This window comes from Cerasicoccus sp. TK19100 (assembly GCF_027257155.1).
In the GTDB taxonomy this organism is placed as follows: Bacteria; Verrucomicrobiota; Verrucomicrobiia; order Opitutales; family Cerasicoccaceae; genus Cerasicoccus; species Cerasicoccus fimbriatus.
This window is the reverse complement of sequence record NZ_JAPWDU010000002.1, coordinates 430300-452722: the sequence shown is the minus strand read 5'-3', so window position 1 is coordinate 452722 and position 22423 is coordinate 430300. Positions and strand designations below refer to the sequence as shown.

The window sequence follows — 22423 nt, the reverse complement described above, 5'->3', positions numbered from 1 at the left end:
TTAAAATCCGGATAGCGTGTGGGTGGGGTTGACGGGCACGGGTTGGCTGGTTAACTGCACCGCTTCCAGGTAAAAGTTGTAGTGGATGTATTCTCCATATTGCCGCGATTGATTCAGGCTCAATGCGCCGAGGGCTTCGCTGCGGATGTTGAACGCGCCGGAGCCGCGCTGCCCGCCATCCTGAATGATGGTGATTGGCTGGCTGGACAGGCCGCCCGGGCTTTGGATGCCCGAGAGCACTGCGCCCGGCAGTTTCTTGAACACCGCAAGTGCGCCCTGAATGGCTTCTTTCTTCGCACTGCGTTTCACGAGGTTGCTGTAGCTGCTCACCGCTAAGCGACGGGAGATTTTGTCGGGGCGGGCGAGGGAGTTCGCGAACTTGATAAAGCGATTCGTGCTGCCAAAACTCTTGGCGTAAAACTTGGCGCCCGCCTTATTGACGACCTTTCCCGCGCCATGGCCAACGACGCCCAACGCTGCTCCTGTGATGGTTTGAAAGGCAAGCTGCTTGCCGTCAACTTGCGTGCCGGTCAGCCCGGCGTAGGACAAGTTTTCCGCTGCCGCACCCGCGCCTCCGGCAAAGGCCGCCAAGGCGAATCCCGCCCCCGTGCCCAGCCCGGCGCCCGTGGATAAGAGCGCGCCAGTGACGGCTCCGCCAATCGCCGCGGAGGCGTATTGCTCGCCCGGCGTATTGATCTGCCCGTCGTCGATCAGGTCGGTCACGAAGGTAACGGTGAGCCCGACTGCCGCACCAGCCGCTGCGCCGCCTGCGATCCACCAAAACTCGCCTTCCGGATCGACCATCATTGCCGGGTTGCCGCCCGCATAGGCGTAACGATTGAGCGTATTCAGATCGCGAATCGAGCCAAAGTGGCTGTCCTGGCTGAGGAACCGGCGCAGCTCCGGCGAATACCAACGGTAGCGCATGTAGTTGAGGCCCTCGGGCGACGTCATTACGCCGAACATGCCGCAATACAAAAAGAGCGTGTCCGTGTCGCCGCTGCGGTGGATGATCTCGCCATAGGGCGAGTAGGCGATCTGCCCAACGAGTTCCCCGCCGTTATCGCTGATCGCCACCGTGCTGCCGCGGCTGTCGTAATGGAGCACCTTAATGTCGCTGGTGTTGGCGTCTTCCTCGTAGAAAAGTCCAAGGCCATAGACGTAACGTTTGGACTGGCTGGGCCCCGTCTGCAGCAAGACCTGGCTCATGCCCGCCTCGGGATTCACGAAGAAATTCGTTTGCTGAGACTCCGCGCTGCCGACTGGTTGCCAGCCGATGAGCCGGTCTTCTTCATTGTAGGTAAATGCATAGCTGGCCGTTTGGGTTAAGCGTCCACGATTGTTAAACTGCACTATCGCCCCGCTGGGGTTGAGTGAGGGGACGTTGACGGCGCGCTGCAAATTGCCCTGGGGGTCCGATTGCACCGAGCCGCCATTGTAGCTGACGAGGCGGTTGCGCTCATCGTAGCTATAGGTCGCGGTGGTCGGAGGGAGGGTCGTGGGTTCCGGCGCAGTGTGCTCCGATTGCAGGCGCCCGGCGGCGTCGTAGCTATAGGCAAAGGCCACGATGACTGAATCATCGCTGGCCAGGTCTTCACGATAGATGATGTTCCCCGCCGCATCGTAGCGGATGTTGCGCTGGACGCCGTTGGGGAAATCGATGCTCTCGACGCGGTCCTGATTGTTCCAGGTGATGTCGGTCTCGCGGTCAGCCCAGTCGGTGACTTTGATCAGGCGGTCGGCGGCGTCGTAAGCGTAGCGCACATCCGCGCCGTCAGGGTAAATCAGGCGCGACAGATTGCCCGCCTGATCGTAGGCATAAATGAGCGTCTCGCCGACCGTGGCGCCATCTTCCTCACGGTAATTGGTGTAGGTGGCGACGCGGCCAAGGACGTCGTAAGTGCGCTTGGTGCGCACCTGGTCAACGGCGTCAATCCTGGCCTTCACTTCGAGCAGCTTGTTGTCGGCGTCGTAGCTGTAGGTGCGGGTAAAGTCGGTCGCCGTAGGCGAGTCCGGCGTCGAGGTGAGTAGTCGCCCGACGTCATCGTAAGCATAAATGACTTCGCGGCCGGAATCCTTGTCTTCCTGCGAGAGGAGGTTGCGCGTGTTGTAGGCAAAGTCCTCTGTGCCGTTCAGGGGATCGACGATGTAGATGACGTTGTTCGCCTTGTCGCGCGTGAAGATGTATTCCGCCGATGAACCGGGTGCGTTACCGTGTCGAGCATGTCGTCGCGGTAGTAGGTGTTGGTTCCCGTGCGGCCTTGAGGATCGGTCACCGAGACCAAGCGGTCCAGCGCGTCGTAGGCAAACGTAGTCGTGCGGCCGAGTTCATCAGTCGTGCTCACTTTCCGCATGACTGCGTCGTACTCGGCGGTGATCACGTGGCCGAGCGCGTCCTCCATACGCACGGGTAAATCGCGCGCATCGTAATCAATGTAAAGCATGCGCGTGCCCGAGGGATCGTAGCGCGCAATGATGTTGTCCACCGCGTCGTAAACCGTTTCGTCGGTGCGCCCGAGCGGGTCCGTGGTTTTTGTTAAGCGGCCCAGCGCATCGTAAGTATACGTGATCGTCGAGCCGCGCGCATTGGTGATGCTGGTCAGGCGGTCGTCGTGGTCGTAGCCAAAGGTTGTGACTTCGCCGATGGCGTTGGTAGAGGCGATGATGTTGCCGTTGCCATCGTAGCTGTAGGTGGTGGTGGCGTTCAGGTTGTTGATGCTCCGCATCAGGCGCCCGCGGTAGTCGTAGTCGTTGCGGGAGGTGTTCAGATCGGGGTCGGTTTGCGAACGCACTTCATCGGTCGGCGTGTACTCGATGGTGGTGATGTTGCCGCCAAAGTCGATCTGCGTAATCGGGCGGCCGGCCAGGTCGTAGCTGGTTTGCTGGTCGGAGTAGGGCAGGCCAATTTCGCCGTTGCGCGGGTTCGTGGCCGTGCTCACGCGCTCCTTGCTGTCGAGGCCGTAGTCAATGCTCGCCCCGTCAGCGCTGGAGTATCGGGAGACTTGGCCGTTGCTGTAATACTGTTTGGTGGCGACGAAATCCAGGTCATCGGTGACGGAGGTCAGGCGGCCATCCTCGCGGGCAAACGTCGTGGTGCGGTCGAGCGCATCGGTGATGGTCAGCAGGTCGTGCTGATCGCCATAGGTAAAGGTCGTCGTGTGGCCCAGCGGGTCCTCCATCGACGCGATGTCGCCGCGGTCGGTGTAGGTAAAGGTCGTCGTGTGGTCGTTGGCGTCGGTCGCGGTGAGCCGGTTGCCGTTTTCGTCGTAAGTGAAGAATCCTGTTCCGCCGAGTGGATTTCTCACCGCAAGCAGGTGCTGCTCCGCATCGTGGACGAAGCGCCAGTCGTTGCCCAAGGCGTCGGTGTAAACCGTTTCGATATCGTCGCTCACGGCGATGGCGTGGTAGGCCACTGTGACATCCGGTGTTTCGGGGCGGCCATCGGCCTGCCGAATGATACGGCCCTGCGCATCATACTCGGCGGCGAAGAGTTGATCGCCGAGCGTGTCGATGGCCTGGATGATGCGGTTCTCGCTGTCGTAAATATACGTTACGGCGCGCCGCGAACTATAGAAGGAAAGTTCGTAGGCTCGGAGTGAGCCCGTGAGCCCGGACTCGTTGTCAATCAGGTGCAGCGTCCAGTCGCCCATGCGGTCTTCTTCGGGCATTTGGGTGAAGGACAGTCCGGCCATGTTGATCGTGTCCGGCGGCGTCAGCGTTAGCGGCAGGGTGATTTCCCGGCCGCTGGGTGTGGTCAAGTAAACGTCCAATTGGTCAGGATCGCTGTGCTGTATTTCCAGGGCGTCGAAGGTCAGGCCGCTCACGTAACCGCCGTCGGTGACTTCGATCGGCACGCTGATGCCGGTGGCGTTGTTGTCCGGAATCGGCGTCGCGGGAAACGAATCGCCCCAGACCTTGGACTCGAGCATGACAGCTGCAGGCACGGTGATCAAATTACCGGCGTCGTTGTATTGCAGGATGACCTGCCGCCCCAGCTCGTCCGCGATGATGGCGATGCGGTCGTCACTGTTATAGCCGAGGCTGATGTAGGCTTCGGTGTAGGGATCAGTCAGCCGGGTCAGCTGGTCGGCGTCATTGTAAGTAAGCTCGATGGGTTGGCCGATGACATTTGCCACCAGCACCAGCCGACCGTCTGCCCCAAAGTGATAGGCGTCGCCTTCCTGCGTGGTCAGGATCCAGAACGAGTCCGGGTATTCGCTGTCGGGCGTGCGCGCGACCAGGCTGGCGTAGCGGACGTCTTCATCGAGCCCGCGGTAGGTGAGCCCGTGCTCCGGCGTGTCCAAATACTCAAAGCTGGAGTAGCGATGCTGGTTCCAGAAAACGGTGATCTCGCCGCCGTTGGTGCCGTAAAGGCGGGCTTGGAAATTGTGACTCCAACTGGGGCCAACGGGGCCGTCGATGCTTGTCAGCAGGGAGTTGTAATCGATCTCAAAAGTGATGGGGCGCACGCCTTCGATCCGGATCAGCTCGACGCCGCGAATGAGCGCGCCGCTGGCCGTGTCGATGCCGTTGCCAATCAGGCTGTCGGTGTTGGCGCGCGTTTCCCGCGCCGCGAGCAGGTCGAGCTTGGGCGGCTGCACGATGGGGGAGGCCGACTCCTTGGAGACGAAAGCGAAGTTGAACATGATCTCGTCCGCAGTGGCGCCATCGTCGAGGCCGACAATCGGAAAGTCGCCGTCGCGGCATTCGATGAACCAGACGCCTGCGGATTCATTCCACTCGTAGGTCACAATGTTGTCCGCGTTATTGGGCCCGCCGCCGACAGGCGACACCAGTAGCGTGCCGGTGTCGTTCGTCTGTCCGGTAACCGCCAATGACCAACGGCCTTTGCTTTGTTTGGTGACGATGAAATCGCCCCCAAAATCGGCGACCGCGCCATCGCTGCGCACGCGGCCCAGCGCGACCAGCGGTTGGTCGGCTTGACCGGCGTCGGCAAAGGGCAGGTAGACGAACGAGAACGCGCCTTGCTCCAGGCTGGACGAATTATTCTGGCGCACATTCACCGTAAAGGTCCCGTCCGCTTGGGCAGTGACGAGGGCGACGTTGTCGTCGCTTTCCGCCGCTGATACGAGCAGGAGGCCATCGGTGGAGCTGGCGCCGAGATCGGTCAGGTCAACGGTCGTCACGCCGACGCCCGCCGGAATGACTTCGTCACCCAGCGTAATGCCCGTAGAGGCGGTCAGCTTCGTGATGGGCGGGTTAACGCCATCGCCGCTGGCGACGCCCGCCAGGAAGTCTGTGTAGGGAAACCAGCCGAAGGCGGCGTTGATATCATAATTTTCGAATTCGCTGGAGCGGCTGGTGACGATGGCGTATTGATTGGGCACATCGACCGGCACGACGGAATTCGTCGCGAAATCACTGCCGCTGGGCACCGTCTGGTAACGGCCGTTTTGCGCAACGCTGGCCACCATCGCGCCAGCGCTGACGTCGTCCAAGCCAACTATATCCAGCCAGTAGTAGCCAGAGTCGCTGAGCGCTTCCTTGATCACCACGCCTTCGCTGGTCGCCGCCGAGAGCGAAAGCAGGCCATTGACGCCGTTTTCGGGAAAGAAATTTTCATCGCCGCCAAAGAGGACTGTGCCCGTGATCGGGCCGCCGGGCGCAGTGGCCGGCTCATCCAGGCTTTGCAGGGAGACCTTTTTCCAGTTCGCCGCGCCGCCAATGCGCGGGGAGGAGCCCGCCTGGAAAATGATGCCCTCGTAGGCGCCCGTGCTTTCCAAATTACCGAGGCCTTGGCTCACGTCGTCGATGAACCACTCAAACTCTGTCGACTCGGGCGCGCCAATCGCGCGGATCGTGTGGAAGTCGTTGCCCGAGCCCAGGAAGTGCTTGGTCCCGGAATTGATGCTGACCCAGAAACTGCCGTTGCCGTTTACGCCAAAGAAAAACCCGACGCGCGCCGAGGCGCCGGTAAAGCCCCAGCCGGGATCATTGGCGCTGGTCAGCCCCCAGCCGGTGAAGCCGGAAAAGTCCGTTTCCTGCACCGCCTTGACCGTAAACTCGTATTCCCAGCCGTGGATATACAGCGCCTTGAACTGCTCCGCCTCGAAGCTGATCGGATACGCGGGCGAATCCAGGCTGCTCGACGCCAGTTGGTCATAAATCTGCCAGGAAGCGCCTTGCGCGTCATTGATCGGGCCGACGTTGGCCGGCGCATCAATGAGCCCGTCGACCGGACTAATATCCGCGCCCGGTGTGGAGACTTCGCTGCCGCCCCAGCCTTGGTTGGTCGGATCGGGATGAGTCAACCCCGCATCGTAAAGGATATTTACCGATTGGGCGCCAAGGACGCAGGGAAGCAATAGCAGCGTCCGTAGCATTACCGAGACTAGATACAGTATTTAGTCCCTGTATTCCAATCTGAATTTAATAAAATGAATAATCGATGCTACTGGCGGCCTGCGCATGCTATCCGGGTAGGCTGGAAGGAGGAGGGTTAGAACGTGGAGGGTATGTGGCGAAAATGCGCCCGCATTTTTCGTCACATATCCCGACTGGTTAGACTTCTTTGGAATATCAGAATGCTAAATTTCCTGAGAAACTCTTCCCTAGATTCACCATCCAAATGGACTTCGCCGGTGACATAGTAATGGGCTCCTGATCTCCTGTAGGCAATACGATACCTTAAATCAAGGTGCCCGTGATGATCTCGTATTAACTCGAGATTTCCACCCTCGGTCAGTTTCATCAGTAAACTCTCTTCCCGTAATTCCGCAAAAGATCTAAATGCCCGAAAGCAATTGTCAGAAGTTTCAAAGAAAACAGAGTCATTTCTCCCAAACAATACCGTTCCGTTGCTTTCCCATCGTCCTTCAATGACAAAGGACGTATGGGGATCAGTTTCGGACCTACGCTCCAACAGTAAATAGCAATCTTCTTCACCAATTCTCATTTTGCTCTAACGTAAAGCTCTGGCGCGGCGCGTTAGCGACGTTGTCCAGAAGCGTCTGGTTATGGTTTAAGTCGTTGATAGTACAAAGTCCTTTGTGGCGTCTCTAAGATTTTCTGCGAAGAAGCACACCCTCTCATAGTATGGAAGTTCATAGTATCCTTGTTTGAAGTATTCGAAGTCCTTGGACGCATAGGTTTGGTTTAATAGTTCTATTTCAGCTTTGGTTTCTTCATTTACTTCGATGAGCTCATTCAAGCCCAGTTCTTCGCATAGGGTTAGCGCTTCGACTAGATTGTGTCCTACATTTCTTAGTTCCTTCAGATTCTTTTTCTTTCCTCTGAGGTATGACTTCAAGAACAGTTCAATCGAGTGTGAAACGAGGTAGAATGCAGGGGTTGGTGCATAGTGGTCGAGTGGATTCTCGGGCTTGCGGGGATCCTTGATTTCCTCTCCGGCATCGAGGAACTCTTTGCCGTAGCGCCACAGCCCAAAGGGTTTAACTCTCTCTTCCATAACAGTACTTTTTATGTGACGAAAACGTCGTTTAACAAAGAAACCCGCCAAACGGAAACTACGTCAGGAGTGGATGAAGCAAAAGTTAAGTTTGGTGCGGGATGGAGCATGGAACGCAAAATAGGGGGCTTTGCTCGGCGGGTAAAGTACTTTACATCTGTTTCAGTCAAACATGACGGCTGGAAAAGCCAGATTTGGCATGCCCAGGGCAGGGCGATGCGTGCCTCAAAAGTTGAAGCGGCTTCCCTTCGACTAGCTCAGGGCAGGCCAGCCGCTTTAGTTCCAGTTAGTCTGGGGAAAGCGGCAGGATGCCGCTTCTACGTCAATCGCTTGCCGAGGAATGGAGGAGTCCAGCGCGGCCCGGGATTTGGAGCAAAGCACGGCTTGGTTGAGACCAAAAGACGCCCGTGTGTTCGACCAACATACCAGCTTGTTTGTGACCAACACAGCACCTGGTTTCGCTTGAAGCGTCGGCGACGCTCCGGGGAAGTGTCGGCGACACTCCGAGCTACAGTCGGCGACGCTTGGTCGCGCAGTCGGCGATACTTAAGGAGCTGGGGAGGGTTCTCCTGTGCCGACTTTTCATACCGAAAGTATGGCAAAGTTCTTCGCTTTTGGCGAAGGAAAAAGGGAAAAGATTAAAGGAAAAAGTAGTTGGCGCGGTGAGGTGCGAGGGTGGTAATCCGGGCCATCGGCGGCGGCATCGGTCGGGGAGGCAGTTGCGGCAAAGCTTGACCCCGCGCGCATTGTGCGCCCTTGTCGGCGGGACATGGATTTAGACAAGATTATTACCCACGGCGGTGGTTCGCACCGCGACGAGTTTTTGGCCTGCTGCCTTTTGATCAGCGAGTGCGCCGCGCCGATTGAGCGCCGCGACCCGACGGAGGACGAGCTGGCCGATCCGCGCATTGCCGTGGTGGACATCGGGCATCGTCATGAGCCGGAGCTGAGCAACTTCGACCACCATCAGTTTCCCCGTGACGCCACGCCGACTTGTGCGCTGTCGCTGGTGCTGATGCGGCTCGGCCTCTATGAGCACGCCAAGCAATTCTGCGACTGGCTGGAGTCGACGGAGCGCTTCGACTGTCTCGGCCCGAAGGAAACTGGCGAGTGGATCGGTGTGACCCCGGAGCAAATGCGCCGACTGGATTCGCCCATCGATCCGACGATTTTGCGTCTCTTTGCAGCCCAGCGTGAGCACCGTCCCGGTGAGCCGCTATGGGAAGTCATGCGCGCGATGGGAACGGAATGGGCCGGCTATGTGCGTGGCATGGCGCAGCAGTTGGAGTTTCTCGCTAAGCATGGTGAGCTGTGGACCATCGAGGCCGACGGTGCGCAGTTTGAGGTGTTTGCCATCCTGGAGCGCAACGCGCCTTTGGGCGATTCGGCATCTGGCGTTGGCTTCCACCTGAAGGCTCTGGGCAAGGACGATTCCGTCGTTGCCATTGCCTACCCGGACAACCGCAGCGAAGGCCATGGCCTGCGGCGCTTCAACGACAGTGCGACGATGGAGTTTACCCGTGTTTCGGAGGAAGCCGACGTGCACTTCACGCACGCCCGCGGCTTCATTGCCAAGACCTCTGCCACATCCGCCGAGCGCTTGAAAGAGCTGCTGGGCAAGGCATGGGTCGGCCCGTTGGAGGCGGCCGAAATTTAGCCAATCAACTTGCCCTCGACGAAGTCCGCAGTCACGCGCTCCAGGCGGACGCGGGCAAATTCGTTACGGAGCTCGGCGGCGGTTTTGCCGCTGAGGCCATCGCCGCTGAGGACGACGCGCACGTAGTTATCCGTGAGACCGCTGGCGGTGTTTTCGCGCGGGTCTTCGAAGAGCACCTCGGTTTCGCGGCCGAGGTTGCTTTCGTAAAAGGCGTAGCGACGCTCGGAGGACAGACGGCGCAGTCGGGCGCTGCGGCGATGGCGTTCCTCCATCGGCACATGGTCGTCGCGGCGGGCAGCGGGGGTGTTGCCGCGCTCGGAGTAGGTGAAGACGTGGCCGTAGGCGAGGGGGTTCTCCGTCAGCACGCGGCAGCTTTCGGCAAAGTCGTTTTCCGTCTCGCCAGGGAAACCGACCATAATGTCCGTGCCGATGCAAATGCCGGGCACACGCGCGGCGGCATCATTGACGAAGGCCTCCCACTCGGCGATGTCGTAGCGGCGGCGCATCTCGGTGAGCACCTTGTCCGAGCCGCTTTGCAAAGGAATGTGCAGGTAGGGCATTAGCGCGTGCGCCGGGTCGTTCATGCGGTCGAACAGCTCGACGGGAATCGTGGTCGGCTCGATGCTGCTAATGCGCACGCGCTCCAGACCGGGCAAATTGGATAATGCGTCGACGACTTCCAGCACTGAGCGGTCGCTGTGCTGGTAGGTGCCGATGTTGACTCCCGTTAGCACGAGCTCCTTTACCCCGCGCTCCACCTGATGGCGGGCCTCGGCCATGAGGTCGCCAAACTCGCGACTGCGCGCGCGACCCCGTGCAAACGGGATGATGCAAAAGCTGCACATGAAGTCGCAGCCGTCCTGGATTTTTAAATTCGCGCGCCACTCGAAGGGCGTCTCGCCCGCAAAGTGCATGGTGAAGTCGTCGCGGTCGATGCGTTCACGGACGATCACCGGCGCCAGGTTCTTCTCGGCCTCACCGATGTATTCCAGCACGTTCATTTTGTCGTGGTTGCCGAGGATGAGGTCCACGCCCTCGATGCCGGCAATCTCCTTGGCCCCCATCTGTGAATAGCAGCCCACGACGGCGGTGTAGGCCTCGGGGTTGCGCCGGATGAAGCCGCGGATCGCCTGGCGGCACTTGGAATCCGCGAGCCGGGTAACGGTGCAGGTGTTGATGATCGCCAAATCGGCTTCGTCCCCAAAGTCCACGATGTCAAAGCCCTGCGCAATGAGCTTTTCGCGTAGGATCATCGTTTCGCTTTGGTTGAGCCGACAGCCAAGTGTATGCAGCGCCGCGCGTCGCCGCACGCGGGTGCGCGAAATGGTTGGAGCGGATGTGCTGTCGAGTGCCTGGCTCATGCTAATCGTTTAGACAAACGCCCGCGCCGCCATTTTTCAAGTGTGAAGGGCCACCCGGCTGGAATGCATCTGTGGAGGTGATGTCGCCGCCGCGATTCTTGCGTCACATGAATTTAACCTAAGGCACATTCTCTGCGCTTGCTGACTTTGGTCCATTTTGTGCTAATGTGAGAAATCATTGAAGTAACCAGCTTAAATCACGTTATATGGAGATTGTTTCGTCATTCGCCCAGAAGTTATTGAACCCTGACTTGCTCAAGGAGCAAGAGCCCGTGAAGCGCCCGGCAGTAGTGGGTGGCGCGGTGCTGGTTGCGGCAGCCATGGCGGCACCATCGGCGGCAGCTTCGATCCAAATTCGCAACGACCCGGCATCAAGCAAGCCGAGCGTGGTTTCCGGTTATGCGCTAAATCCGGCGGAGAATTTGATCCTGAATGGGGATTTTAGTGACATTGAAATAACTCACGGTACAGGATATATTTTTACTCATTGGCCTTTTTCAGGAAGCGACGTTTATTTCGCATTTCAAGAGCTATGGGTCAGTCCAATAAGCAAAGAATACCTTCGAACAAATGAGTATATATCTCAAAAATTGATCTACGAAGCCAGCGATGAGCCAGCATTTAATGGAAATGGAATTCTAACGAACGATGTAACCTTTACCTTCGAGTATAATTTAGGCTGGGCTCAAACGATCGCGACAGAGATCGGGCAGAGTTATGTGCTGCAGTTTGATCTATTTGGCCTGACGCCATATGATCCTACTTCAGCTACTTCGACGGTGGACGGCATCTCCGGGCTACTGATCGATGGCTATGCGCCAATGTTCATTCAGGTAGGCGTGGACGGCGTCGCGACTTATCAAGTGCAGTTCACTGCTAGCTCGTCGGAAACCGCTTTAACGTTTTTTGATATCGGTGTGGCGCAGAATGTTGGCTCGGAAGACGACGTTGTTGGTTGGTCGATACCCGAAGGCGCGGCGACCGCTTCTCCCGCCTGGGACAACGTTTCGGTGACTCCGATTCCCGAGCCTTCTTACTTTACATCGGTCATTGCGCTGATGGCATTGGGCTATGCCTATCGACAAACTGCCAGACGCTGTCGATCTGCTTGCGTCACACGAATTTAACCTAAGGCGCATTTTCTGCGCTTGCTGACTTTGGTCCATTTTGTGCTACTGGAAAAACTCATTGAAGTAACCAGCTTAAATCACGTTTTATGGAAATCGTTTCGTCATTCGCCCAGAAGTTATTGAGCCCTGACTTACTTAAGGAGCAAGAGCCCGTGAAGCGCCCGGCAGTAGTGGGTGGCGCGGTGCTGGTTGCGGCAGCTTTGGCGGCACCATCGGCGGCAGCTTCGATCCAAATCCGCAACGATCCGGCATCAAACAAGCCGAGCGTGGTTTCCGGTTATGCGCTGAATCCGGCGGAGAATTTGATCCTGAATGGAGATTTCAGCGAGTATGATTTTGATGCGGCGACTTATTATAATTTCAAGGATTGGACATTTGTCGGTAGTGACAATGTTGGCGAAGATTACAAGATGTTGGCAGGCACGCGAGTTAACTACCTAAAGGCAACTGAATATATTTTTAAGTGGATCTACAGTTCCAGTGAGCAGCCTGACTTTGATAGTAATGGATTACTGACGAATGACGTCACCTTTTCCTTCGAGTATAATTTAGGCTGGGCTCAGACGATCGCTACTGAGATTGGGCAGAGTTATGTGCTGCAATTTGATTTATTTGGCCAGACGCCATACTATCCTACTTCAGCTACTTCGACGGTGGATGGTATATCCGGGCTACTGATCGATGGCTATGCGCCAATGTTTATTCAGGTAGGCGTGGACGGCGTCGCGACTTATCAAGTGCAGTTCACGGCTAGCTCGTCGGAAACCGCTTTAACGTTTTTTGATATCGGTGTGGCGCAGAATGTTGGCTCGGAAGACGACGTTGTTGGTTGGTCGATATCCGAAGGCGCGGCGACCGTCTCTCCCGCCTGGGACAACGTTTCGGTAACTCCGATTCCTGAGCCTTCTTACTTTACATCGGTCATTGCGCTGATGGCATTGGGCTATGCCTATCGACAAACTGCCAGACGCCGCCGGTAACATCGATTGCCGGGATCTGGAGCGCGTGCTGACTGATCCTGATTTACGGGAATGGGAGGCGCGGCTGGAAGCAGCGCGCCAGGCGGTGATGCTACGCGATGCACCTAAGGAGGCGGCAGCCAGCGAGTCGGGCGTAGGCCAACAGCTTGCGGCACTACTGTTACCGCTGACGCCGGGCAAACTACAGGAAATGCGCCTGACTATCCCGCATGCAAATCAGCAGACGCGCTTTTTGGCATACCGGGACGGCCCGGCCTGGGTTCAGCACACCGCGCAGAGTCGTTATGATTACGCACCCTCGGAAACGATTGAGGCGCGCATGTCCGCATGGTTTGATTTGCTGCAAGAGCGTTGGGCGTTTCCTCCGCTGCAATGCGCGTTGGCGTTTGCCGAGTTCCTCGACATTCATCCCTACTTCGAGGCCAACGGGCGGACCATTCGCCTATTGATGGGCGTGTATTTGGTGCAATGTCATTATCCGCCTTTTCTGCCCAGTGAGGCTACGCGCAAGGAATACACGCTGACCTTGGCTAACTATTCGCAGTATCGAACGGTGTGGCTGTTTTACCGTTTTCTGCTCAGACAGCTGACTCTGGAGACGGAAAAGCTGCTGGGGGAGCAAGCTTAGTAGCGTTCTTTCAGCTCCCGCAAGCCCTCTTGCACGTGGGCGTCCAGGGTGTCGGCAAACACAGTGAAGCGAGTGAAGGTGTCGTTGCGCAGTTCGAATTCGGCTTGTCGGGCATAGTATGAGGCACGCGCGAGGCCGAGGTTGCCCAGACTGCCCTTGAGAAAGTGGACCACGCATGCGAGCTCTTCCTCGCTCCCGGGCTGGGCATGCTGGCGCGCTTCGGCGAGTTTATCGGCGTAGCTGCTGTTAAATTCGTTCAGCAATTCGGCGATGAAAGACGGCATTATTTCCTCGCCCAGCGAATCCTCCCACCGCTGCAAGTAGGTTTCGTCGAGCACCGCAATTCCAGCTGGGTCTTCGTCTTCGGAGGGATCAGGCATGTTGATTGAGCAACTCCTGCACGGTGGATTGCAGGAGGCTGGGAGCAAAAGGCTTGGTGAACACGTGGTTGGCACCGGCTTCGAGCAGCTGCTCGTGGACTTGATGCTCGCCGTGGCCGGTGACGACGATCAGCGGCATGCTGGCGATCTCGGGCTCGGATCGAACGAACTCAATGAGCTCCAGGCCGGACTTGCCGGGTAGCATCACGTCGATGATGGCCAGGTCGGGTTTTTCGACTTTGAGTAGCTGCTCAGCACCGAGGCCTTCGCGGCACACGAGCAGGCGGCAGCTCAGGCGCTTGAGGTTAAATTCCAGCAAGCGAATCATTAACGGGTCGTCGTCGGCGATAAGGATGGTGCTCATAGTTTTTGCCAGCAGAGAAAGGTTTGGTCGTCATTGGCAGGTTCGTGCGCGTTGTCGATTACCGCGCGCAGATCGAGCCAGATTTGTTCGGTATTCTGGTCCTTGCGGGCCATGATGAAGTCCACAAAATTTTCCCACCCCCAGATCTCGCCATCTCGCGACCACTCGAAGAGGCCGTCGGTGACCATCCAGACGCGGGCGGGGCCGTCGAGGCTGATACGCTCAGCGGCGTATTCTGCATCCGTGTAAAGGCCAAGGGGCGGGCCGGAGGGCTCCACGGAAAAGGTTTTGCCTTCGCCCACGCAGCCGAAGACGGGGCAATGGCCGGCATTGACGATCTCGATCTTGCGGAGGTTTTTTGGCACGCGGGCGATGGCGCAGGTGGCGAACATGGTCATTTCCTCCAGTTCGCGACACAGGGTGCGGTTGAGTGCCATCATCAGCCCGACGAGGGAGTACTGAAACGTCACGCTGATGTGCAGGGCGGTGCGGAACATCGCCGCGAGGAAGGCCGCCGGCACGCCTTTGCCCATGACGTCGATCATGCAGAAAATAATGTCACCCCCGCGTGTTTCGCAGATTTCCACGTGGTCTCCGGATACCTCGCGCGCCGTACGCCGGCGGATGAATGCCTCCCAACCGTCACCGGAGTTCAGGCGGGGCAGGGGCAGGAGCTTGTCCTGCATTTCGGAGGCGATATCGAGCTCGCGTAGGGCCTGGTTCTCTCGGTCGCGGACCTGGGCATTGCTGGCGTTCATCGTGGCAATGCCGATCAGGTCGGCAAAGGTCCGGACGGTGTTGCGCACCTGGGCGCGCAGATCCATTTTTACCAAGTGATTAGCCAGAACCAGGGCTCCAAACACTTGACCAGCGGCACTGATCGGACAAATGATGCCACTGTCGGAGTTGGACAAAATGGGGTCGCCCATGATGTCTTCGGGGCGCGACCAGCTAAATTCCTCTCCGCTAAAGAGGACTTGGTTGAGCCTTGCAGAGTCAATCGGTGGGGTCGCGGCAACATCGGCTAGCGCAAGTTCCGCCATCAGCGTTGGCTCGATCTGCTCCCCCAGGTAAATGTGGCACTCGTCATGCGGGGCGACTCCCTGGAGGTCGATCAGTGCTTGTTCGAGGAAATCCACCACGGTCTCACTTTGTACCAGTGCTTCGCCGAGGCGGTAAAAGGCGGCCAGGCTCTCGTAGCAGGTGGAGAGCTCGGTCATGGCTTTCTCGACCATGGTTTCCGAGGCGTGGGCCTCGTTGATGTCCTTATGTTGGCGGATGGCGCGGCAGAGATAGCCGGCACTATTGCGCCAGTGGAAGGTTTGGTCGACAAGGTTTGCCACCAGAAAGAGGCCGCGACCATGGGTGGAGGCTTCGTGGGGCAGGCTGGGGTTTTGGATTAATTCCTCAGGCGGGCCTTTGCCAGGATCAATGACGATCAGGCTGATCTCGTTATCGCAGATATCCCACTGCAGCGTGATCTCCTTGCTGGCGTCGCTTTTACAGCCATGGATCACGGCATTGGCGAAAATCTCTGTCAGCGCGAGTAACCAGTCGGTCACGGACTCGGGGGGCAGCCCCATGTCGGCTAGAAACATGCTAAAACGCTCCCGCAAGGCGTTGATCTCACTCAACTTGGCAGGGACGACATAGCGGTGGCCGGAGACTGGTCCGTTCATCAAAATAAGTTAAAGATAATCAGTGGCTTGTTGAAAGCGTATTTTTCTTTATGGTAGTCGTAGTATGGTTAATGTCATACCTCAAGCCATGAAACTGTTCGATCATCTCACTGAAGAACAAACTGAGCTGGAGGTCAAAGTCCTGGTCGGGCGTTTTGACGCTAGCGTATGCGAGGAATTCCGTGAGTACATCGAGTCACTTTGGTCTCCGGGTCACAACCGCATTACCCTGGATTTATCGAACGTTCAGTTTATCGACAGTAGCGGGGTCGGGGCACTGATTGGCGTGCAGAAACGTTTCGGGCGTGGCGCGGTGTCGCTGCGCGGCGTCTCGGGGCATGTGCGTAATGTGATCGAACTACTCCGGCTCCAGCGAGAATTTACCCTGTTGGATTGAGTGTGGTCCGGGTGCCCAGAGCGCCTATTGCTTGGCTACCGATACGAGAAAGCGCCATCCGGATGGATGACGCTCTGCAAGGAGGGAAATATATGCTTGGGTGCTAACTCGGTTTAGAAAAAACGCATCGTCTTCGAGGCCATGCGCTCATGCTCTTCGTCGGTGCAGGGCGCATTGGTGGGGACGTCGGACTCGGAACTGTTGGGCTCAACGAGCTGATTGCTAAGCATGTAATTTTCGACTTCTTCGCCGCTTACGTCGGCCAGCATGATGCCATTAATCTCGACGCAGGGGGAGAGGCTTTGCCCGGACTTTTCAACCATTTCCGCGTAGATGTCGGGGTTGTTGATGATGTCCCGGTCTTCGAATTCGATGTTGTACTTTTTGAAGATAGCGCGAACGCCATTGCTCCAGCCGCAGTATGGTTTCAACCAAGCTATTACCTTCATATTTATATATCGAGTTAGTGTTATGGAGTGTTGTTAGTTAGCGGTGGGGTGAGGGTAACAACTTAAGGCGAGAAAGGTCTTATATCAAGGGGTGGCGTTACTTATTTGTCAAATACAATGAACTGGGCCATTGATGCTTACTAATGAAATCACTGGATAAACGACCCTGTAATCCGCTGTGCTTGGCGGTTAACTCGCTGGCGCTGGATGCGGCAGGTGTCGCAGTGGTTTGGCATTGGGTGCTGGGGCATGCCTTGGGCCTGCCGGTCAGTGGTTCATCGCTCTGGGTTTTGGGGTTATCCGTCTGGCTGGTTTATGTTGGAGATCGTTGGTTGGATGCCCGGGGGAAGGCCCCCAGCGCACTGCCTACGCAGCGTCACCGCCTGCTCGCGCAATATCGAGTGCCGTTCCTTGTGCTCTGGGCGGTGGTGCTGGTTGTGGATGTATGCCTGGCGATAACCGGGCTGACGTCAGCGCAGTTTCAGGCTGGGCTGGTGGTGCTGGTTTTTAGCCTGATTTACACAGTCGGCATTCAGCGACGCGTTGCGATCCGGCGGACGAAAGAGCTGCAGGTGGCGGCAATTTTCTTGGTTGGGGTGGGAGCCTTTTTCTGGGGCGAATCACTATCAACGCAGTCGCTACTCTGGCTGGCGTTGCTCTTGGCCTTGTTTGGGCTGGCGTGCTTCGTTAATTGCATTTTGTTGGCCCGCTGGGAAATGGATGTCGACCGCGTCCTAGGCCGTAAATCCCTGCCATTGGCGCTTGGTGACCGGGCCTCGCAACTGAAGTATTGGGCGCTGACGACGGGAGTCGCCGGCCTGTTGTTGGCTCTTGCTGCGCCTAAGCGGTTGACGGGAATTCCACTGCTGCTGGGGCTATACGGTTTCTACTTGCTGGCGCTGGATTTAACCGAATGGCCACGCAATATCGAGCTACGCCGGAGCTATGCGGACGGCGGTTTGCTGATTTTCGGGCTGATCGCTTACTGCTTTTGAGCTGCGGTCTTGGCCCGGTGTTCTTTGATCGCCTCAATCACCGACAGGACGATATAGAGGCCCACGCCAATGGTGATTCCGCAGTCCGCCACGTTGAAGGCGGGGTAGCGGTAGTCGCCGAAGTGGAAGTCGAGGAAATCGACCACGTGGCCGTAGGCAAAGCGATCGATCATATTGCCAACGATGCCACCAGTTAGCAGACCAAAGATGATCTGCACGAAGGGCCGTTGCAGCTCCAGCTGTTTGCGGAAAAAGTAAATTGCCCCCAGTGCGACGAAGCCCAGTAGGCCTAAAATAAACGAATAGCCCGAGAAAATGCTCCACGCCGCGCCGTCGTTATACACGTGGATGATGTAGAAGAAGTTGGGGATGACCTCGATCATCCCCCCTTGGTAAGGATTAGCGCCGGCAGGCACGGCATTGACGATCCACAGCTTGGTGACCTGGTCGAGGATCAGCACCGTGACGGCGATGATCCACAACCGGGCATAGCTGACTCGGGCCGGGGCAGCGTCTTTACCTGCAGTGCTGCGCGCAGCCTGGTTGGTGTCAGGCATTAATTGTCGTCGTCGTCGCCGCCGAGTGAGAGGTCGTTGTCGTCGTTGTTGCTGAAGACGCCGCCGCGATGACTTTTTTGCTTGCGGGTGCGCTCCATCTGGCGCTGGCCTTCCAAGGAGAAACGGGTAAATGGCACGGCCAGCAGGCGCTCCTTGTCAATGGGTTCACCGGTGTGCTCGCAGACGCCATATTCGTCGTCGAAAATGCGCTGAATGGCTTCTTCGATTTCGTAAAGCGCTTCCTGTTCGTTGGATACGAGGCTCAGCGCGAAGTCGCGGTCGAAAGTGTCGGTGCCAGCGTCGGCCATGTGTTGACCGTAGCCGGAAAGGTCGCCGGAGTCATCGCGGTTGGAGCGCTTGAGGGTGTCAGCGGTGTGGATTTCCAGCTCTTCGGTGACGTGCTGGCGCAGCTCCAAGAGGAGCTTGTAGTGCTTCTGCCACTTCTTGGGAACCTGGCGGCCGGGTGGCACATCACTGGCCTTACGCTCGGTCGGGTTGAAGCCGAGAATGTCTGCCAGGGAGGCGGCATTGTGGGCGCGGTTTTCGACCGGCGCATCGTCAACTTCGGGAACGCTTTTGGCGGCCTTTTTGGCTACCTTGGGCTTGTCTTCCTGGGTTTCCGGCTTCTTGGTTTCGAGAATCTGGGCCACGTCCTCCATGGTGAAGACGACGGGCGTCTTGCCCTTCTTCACCTTAAACATGGATGGTGTGTTGCTGCGGCGACGGGCACCGAGCACCAGTGCCTTAGTCTTCTCGTCGGGGGCTTTTTTCGCCGCAGGCGCATCCGTTTTACCGTTGGACTTATCTGTCGCTGTCTTGGTGGCTTTGTTATCGGCTTTCTTGGCGACCTTTTTGGATGCGGTTTTCTTTTTTGCGGGCATGATGTGTGTGAGTTTAAGTAAAGGTTAAATGAGATTCAACGCCTTAAGTGCGTCGCGGTCGCGGGGAGAGACGTTGCCAAAATCCCCGGCTGAAACCAGCTCGGGAACCCAGCGCCAGGAGCGTGGGCAACGTTCACCATCCGCATGGGCTGCGGTCACTTCGGGCTCACCCTCGGCTTTGGTGTCCAAGGTGACTTGTGAGACGATAAATAGTTCCGGCAATTCGGTTTCATACTGCTTGAGAAGTTTGAGCAGCGCGTCTTCTTCCATGGCGCTGATCGAAACCTTTGCTTCAAGATTCGCGCCAATTACCTTGTCTTCGCGCAATTTTTCAAGCGGCAGGTTCACCTTTTCTTCGCGGAAGTTGATAATCGCGTCGATATCGGCCGCAACTTGGGCGTCAAACTGGAAGTCGCTCGCCTTGGGCCAGGGCTGTAGGTGGATGCTGTCGTCGGCTAGTTCCTCACCGCTTACGTGGAAGCTCCAGGCTTCGTCGGAGGTAAAGGTCAGCACTGGCGCGATCACGCGGGCCAAAGCACGGAAGATTTGGTAGATTGCGGTTTGCGAGGACGCGCGTTCGGTCCAGGTCGGGGCAAAAGTGTACAGGCGGTCCTTGAGGATCGCGTGGTAAAAACGCGACAGAGTCACGCCGACAAAGCGGTCGATCTCCTGATAGGCCTTGTGGAATTCATACGTTTCCATGGCGGCCGTGACGCGCTCAACGAAGCCTGCGGTCTGCATCAGCGCCCATTGATCGATGGGAGTCAGGTCCGCGGGTTTTACGGCGTCGGTCTCGTAATTAAAACCTGCGAGGTTGCCGAGCTGATACATCAACGTATTGCGGACGCCACGATAGACGTTCGATACGAGCTTGAAGTGGTTCTCGGACAGGCGGATGTCTCCACGGTAGTCCTGCGAGGCGACCCACAGGCGCATGATGTCCGCGCCAAATTTCTTCACCCAGCCATCGGAGCTCATCGCGCCCTTGGACTTGGAGATTTTTTCGCCCTTTTCGTCGACGATGAAGCCGTGGGTGACGACGCTCTTATAAGGTGCCTTGCCGTCGGCGATCACACCGGTCCAGATCGAGCTTTGGAACCAGCCGCGATGCTGGTCGCTGCCTTCGAGGTAAAGGTCGGCCGGCCAGCTGAGCTTTTCGCTCTGCTGCAGCACGGCGCGGTGCGAGCAGCCTGAGTCGATCCACACATCGAGTGTGTCGCCGCCCTTGGTCAGCTCCTTGCCAGCGAAGTCGGCGGGCAGATCGATGCCATCGAGCAACTCGGCGGCGGATTGCTCGAACCAGATATTGGTACCTTGCTCAGCGACCTTGTCGGCCAGTGCGCAGATGACTTTTTGGTCGAGCAGCGGGTTCTTGTCCTCGTCGTAGAAGACGGGGATCGGTACGCCCCAGGATCGCTGGCGGCTGATGCACCAGTCGGGCCGGGTTTCCACGGCACCGCGGATGCGCTTGATGCCGGCTTCCGGCGACCACTTAACTTCGTCGATCTGCTGGAGGACTTTATCGCGCATGTGGTGCGCATCGAGCGAAACGAACCACTGGTCCATCGCACGGAAAATCACGGGCGTCTTCGAGCGCCAGCAATGCGGGTAGCTGTGCTCGTAGCGCTTGCACTTCATTAGCGCTTGCTTCTCTTCGAGAATCTTCAGGACTTCGATGTTCGCCGGACACTTACCCTTGGTTTCCAGAACCGTTACGCCAACGAGCTCTGCCGGGACTTGGCCGTCGTCGACGTAGCAGCCCTTGTCGTCCAGCGGGCAGTAGATTTCGAGGTCGTATTTGAGGCCGGTAAGGTAGTCTTCCAGACCGTGACCCGGGGCGGTGTGGACGCAGCCGGTGCCGGATTCGGTGGTGACATAGTCCGCCAACACGACCGGGCTCTTGCGGTCGATGAAGGGGTGGTTGGCCTGTAGGCTTTCCAGCTTGCGGCCAAGGTGCTTCTCACCCTGGGTCGCGCCTTCTAGCTCGCAATTTTCGATGAAATTCTCGGCCAGCTGAGCCACAACCAGGTAGGTCGCGCCGTTGTGCTTTACCTCGACGTATTCCAAGTCCGGGTGGACGGCGACGGCGAGGTTCGCAGGCAGCGTCCAGGGAGTCGTCGTCCAGATGACGATATACAGCGGGCCGTCGACGTGCAGGAACTGATGGCCGGGGATTTCGAAGCGCACCCAGATTGACGGGCTGACGTGGTCGTGATATTCGACTTCGGCCTCGGCGAGGGCGGTTTCGCAAGGGATCGACCAATAGACTGGCTTCTTGCTGCGATAGACGAGCCCTTGCTCCACGAACGAGGCAAAGGTGCGCAGGATCGTGGCCTCGTATTCGGGCTTCATGGTCTTATATTCCTCATCCCAGTCGGCGAGGACGCCCAAGCGCTTAAACTGGCCGCGTTGCGTCTCGATGAAGGAGGCGGAGAAGTCGGCGCAGGCTTTACGCAGTTCGGCGGGGGAGAGATCTTTGCCTTTTTCGCGAAGCTCCTTGGTGACCTTGAACTCGATCGGCAAGCCATGGCAATCCCAGCCGGGCACGTAAGGTGAGCGGAATCCCTGCATGGACTTGTAGCGAAGAATCGAGTCCTTGAGGATCTTGTTCAGCGCGGTGCCGATATGGACGTCCCCATTGGTGAACGGGGGGCCATCGTGTAAAATAAAGGACGGACCGTTGGCGTTCTGCTCCTGAATCTTTTCATAGAGCCCCATTTTGCGCCAATGATCGAGGCGAGACGGTTCGCGTTTTACCAGATTTCCCCGCATGGGAAAATTGGTGTCCGGGAGATTTAGAGTGTCTTTTAATTCCATTGCCTGTCGGCCTTTACGCCGGTTGGCGCTCACATTTGCAAAAGGCGGGGAGTCTGCTGAACGGGACCAACAAGTCAAGGGCGGTTTTAGCCCTTTTGTCCGTTGGCGATGCTCAACTTTTTCTGAATGCCAAAATGCATTACGAAGCGGATTGGGTGATCTGAGTGTGTGATTAACTTCAGCGAATGCTGTTGTTTGGTTTTTGTGTCAAATTTGTCAGGAAAATCTAATGCATTTTGCCTGTTTGGTGTCGGTAAATGAATTTTACCGTTTTGCCCATCTTTTGATGAGTTAATTGTTTGATTGATTGCTGTGGCGATGATGCGATTTGTAAAACTAAAGAATTTTTTTACAAATTCACCTTGATTATGAGGGGGAAGTTGGTAGGCTAGTAGTATATTTCACCTATATTTCTGTGGAAAAAGCTTTAGTTAAAGAATGTAACCTCACAGATGTGAGCGATAAGATTGAAACCCTTCGGGCTAAACTGACTTATCTATACGATGCGACAAGCACTCAGGTTCACAATGAGGTGCTAAAATTTTCGTATCATCTGGAGTTAAAATACAAAGACGCCAAAGAGTGCATGCTTTTTTTGCTCATTATTGGCGGAACGCTGCCATCAAGTGCGAAACTTTACGATTTCGAGGGGCGCGACTCAGTCCAGCGTTTCATTGATCAACTGTATCTGAGCCACGTCAATCTCGGCATCGCTTAGG

Annotated in this window: 18 protein-coding genes; 7 read left to right on the top strand and 11 right to left on the bottom strand. The window is 57.1% G+C overall.

Translation table 11 applies throughout. From position 1 onward, the window contains the following. The 3 genes from O3S85_RS05385 to O3S85_RS05375 all read right to left on the bottom strand — a co-directional run bounded on the left by O3S85_RS05385 (position 1) and on the right by O3S85_RS05375 (position 7429). A complete protein-coding gene (locus O3S85_RS05385; protein WP_484487961.1) occupies positions 1 to 2058 on the bottom strand; it encodes an RHS repeat domain-containing protein in 2058 nt (685 codons plus the stop codon). A 74-nt stretch (positions 2059 to 2132) separates the two neighbouring features. Then, positions 2133 to 6344 carry a DUF6531 domain-containing protein gene (locus O3S85_RS05380; protein WP_269538768.1) on the bottom strand — a complete coding sequence of 1404 codons (4212 nt, stop codon included), beginning with the start codon at positions 6342 to 6344 and terminating at the stop codon, positions 2133 to 2135. Between the two features lie 638 nt (positions 6345 to 6982). Then, entirely contained in the window at positions 6983 to 7429 is a 447-nt protein-coding gene (locus O3S85_RS05375) for a hypothetical protein (protein WP_269538767.1), read from the bottom strand. Positions 7430 to 8198: 769 nt separating this feature from the next. Here O3S85_RS05375 and O3S85_RS05370 point away from each other — a divergent pair. Beyond that, positions 8199 to 9086, top strand: coding sequence for an MYG1 family protein (locus O3S85_RS05370; protein ID WP_269538765.1), 888 nt, complete (start codon positions 8199 to 8201; stop codon positions 9084 to 9086). On the opposite strand, the gene mtaB is transcribed toward O3S85_RS05370, so the two are convergent. Continuing rightward, on the bottom strand, positions 9083 to 10447 hold the full coding sequence (gene mtaB, locus O3S85_RS05365; protein ID WP_269538764.1) for a tRNA (N(6)-L-threonylcarbamoyladenosine(37)-C(2))-methylthiotransferase MtaB: 1365 nt from the start codon (positions 10445 to 10447) through the stop codon (positions 9083 to 9085). The genes O3S85_RS05370 and mtaB overlap by 4 nt on opposite strands. A 206-nt stretch (positions 10448 to 10653) precedes the next feature. Here mtaB and O3S85_RS05360 point away from each other — a divergent pair, with 206 nt between their 5' ends. From O3S85_RS05360 to O3S85_RS05350, 3 genes are all read left to right on the top strand, one after another. Beyond that, positions 10654 to 11574, top strand: a complete 921-nt coding sequence (locus tag O3S85_RS05360) for a carbohydrate binding domain-containing protein (protein WP_269538763.1) — start codon at positions 10654 to 10656, stop codon at positions 11572 to 11574. Between the two features lie 89 nt (positions 11575 to 11663). Beyond that, positions 11664 to 12557 carry a carbohydrate binding domain-containing protein gene (locus tag O3S85_RS05355; protein ID WP_269538762.1) on the top strand — a complete coding sequence of 298 codons (894 nt, stop codon included), beginning with the start codon at positions 11664 to 11666 and terminating at the stop codon, positions 12555 to 12557. Beyond that, entirely contained in the window at positions 12523 to 13185 is a 663-nt protein-coding gene (locus O3S85_RS05350; RefSeq protein WP_269538760.1) for a Fic family protein, read from the top strand. The genes O3S85_RS05355 and O3S85_RS05350 overlap by 35 nt, the downstream gene beginning before the upstream one ends. Here the strand turns inward: O3S85_RS05350 and O3S85_RS05345 are convergent. Genes O3S85_RS05345 through O3S85_RS05335 form a run of 3 tightly spaced genes read right to left on the bottom strand, consistent with a single transcriptional unit; the run spans position 13182 to position 15608 of the window. Beyond that, positions 13182 to 13565, bottom strand: a complete 384-nt coding sequence (locus tag O3S85_RS05345; protein ID WP_269538759.1) for an Hpt domain-containing protein — start codon at positions 13563 to 13565, stop codon at positions 13182 to 13184. The two genes, O3S85_RS05350 and O3S85_RS05345, sit on opposite strands and share 4 nt — an antisense overlap. Next, positions 13558 to 13929 (bottom strand): response regulator, encoded by a 372-nt coding sequence (locus tag O3S85_RS05340; protein ID WP_269538758.1) that lies wholly within the window; start codon positions 13927 to 13929, stop codon positions 13558 to 13560. The genes O3S85_RS05345 and O3S85_RS05340 overlap by 8 nt, the downstream gene beginning before the upstream one ends. Beyond that, the gene (locus O3S85_RS05335; RefSeq protein WP_269538756.1) at positions 13926 to 15608 is read right to left on the bottom strand and encodes a SpoIIE family protein phosphatase; all 1683 of its coding nucleotides are present in this window, start codon (positions 15606 to 15608) and stop codon (positions 13926 to 13928) included. Before O3S85_RS05335 ends, O3S85_RS05340 begins: the two co-directional genes overlap by 4 nt. Before the next feature lie 88 nt (positions 15609 to 15696). Here O3S85_RS05335 and O3S85_RS05330 point away from each other — a divergent pair, with 88 nt between their 5' ends. Continuing rightward, the gene (locus O3S85_RS05330) at positions 15697 to 16005 is read left to right on the top strand and encodes an STAS domain-containing protein (RefSeq protein ID WP_269538754.1); all 309 of its coding nucleotides are present in this window, start codon (positions 15697 to 15699) and stop codon (positions 16003 to 16005) included. 113 nt (positions 16006 to 16118) lie between these two features. Here O3S85_RS05330 and O3S85_RS05325 read toward each other — a convergent pair whose 3' ends face one another. Continuing rightward, complete coding sequence (locus O3S85_RS05325; RefSeq protein WP_269538752.1) at positions 16119 to 16454, bottom strand: glutaredoxin; 336 nt, start codon at positions 16452 to 16454, stop codon at positions 16119 to 16121. A gap of 143 nt (positions 16455 to 16597) precedes the next feature. Between O3S85_RS05325 and O3S85_RS05320 the strand changes: the two genes are divergently transcribed. Continuing rightward, a complete protein-coding gene (locus tag O3S85_RS05320) occupies positions 16598 to 17449 on the top strand; it encodes a hypothetical protein (RefSeq protein ID WP_269538750.1) in 852 nt (283 codons plus the stop codon). Here O3S85_RS05320 and lspA read toward each other — a convergent pair. The 3 genes from lspA to ileS are packed head-to-tail and all read right to left on the bottom strand — an operon-like array spanning position 17437 to position 21659. Then, the gene (lspA, locus tag O3S85_RS05315; RefSeq protein WP_269538748.1) at positions 17437 to 18006 is read right to left on the bottom strand and encodes a signal peptidase II; all 570 of its coding nucleotides are present in this window, start codon (positions 18004 to 18006) and stop codon (positions 17437 to 17439) included. The genes O3S85_RS05320 and lspA overlap by 13 nt on opposite strands. Further along, a complete protein-coding gene (locus tag O3S85_RS05310; RefSeq protein ID WP_269538746.1) occupies positions 18006 to 18887 on the bottom strand; it encodes a TraR/DksA family transcriptional regulator in 882 nt (293 codons plus the stop codon). The genes lspA and O3S85_RS05310 overlap by 1 nt, the downstream gene beginning before the upstream one ends. Positions 18888 to 18911: 24 nt before the next feature. After that, positions 18912 to 21659, bottom strand: coding sequence for an isoleucine--tRNA ligase (gene ileS, locus O3S85_RS05305; RefSeq protein ID WP_269538745.1), 2748 nt, complete (start codon positions 21657 to 21659; stop codon positions 18912 to 18914). A gap of 460 nt (positions 21660 to 22119) precedes the next feature. Between ileS and O3S85_RS05300 the strand changes: the two genes are divergently transcribed. Further along, a complete protein-coding gene (locus O3S85_RS05300) occupies positions 22120 to 22422 on the top strand; it encodes a hypothetical protein (protein ID WP_269538743.1) in 303 nt (100 codons plus the stop codon). Position 22423 lies beyond the last annotated feature (1 nt).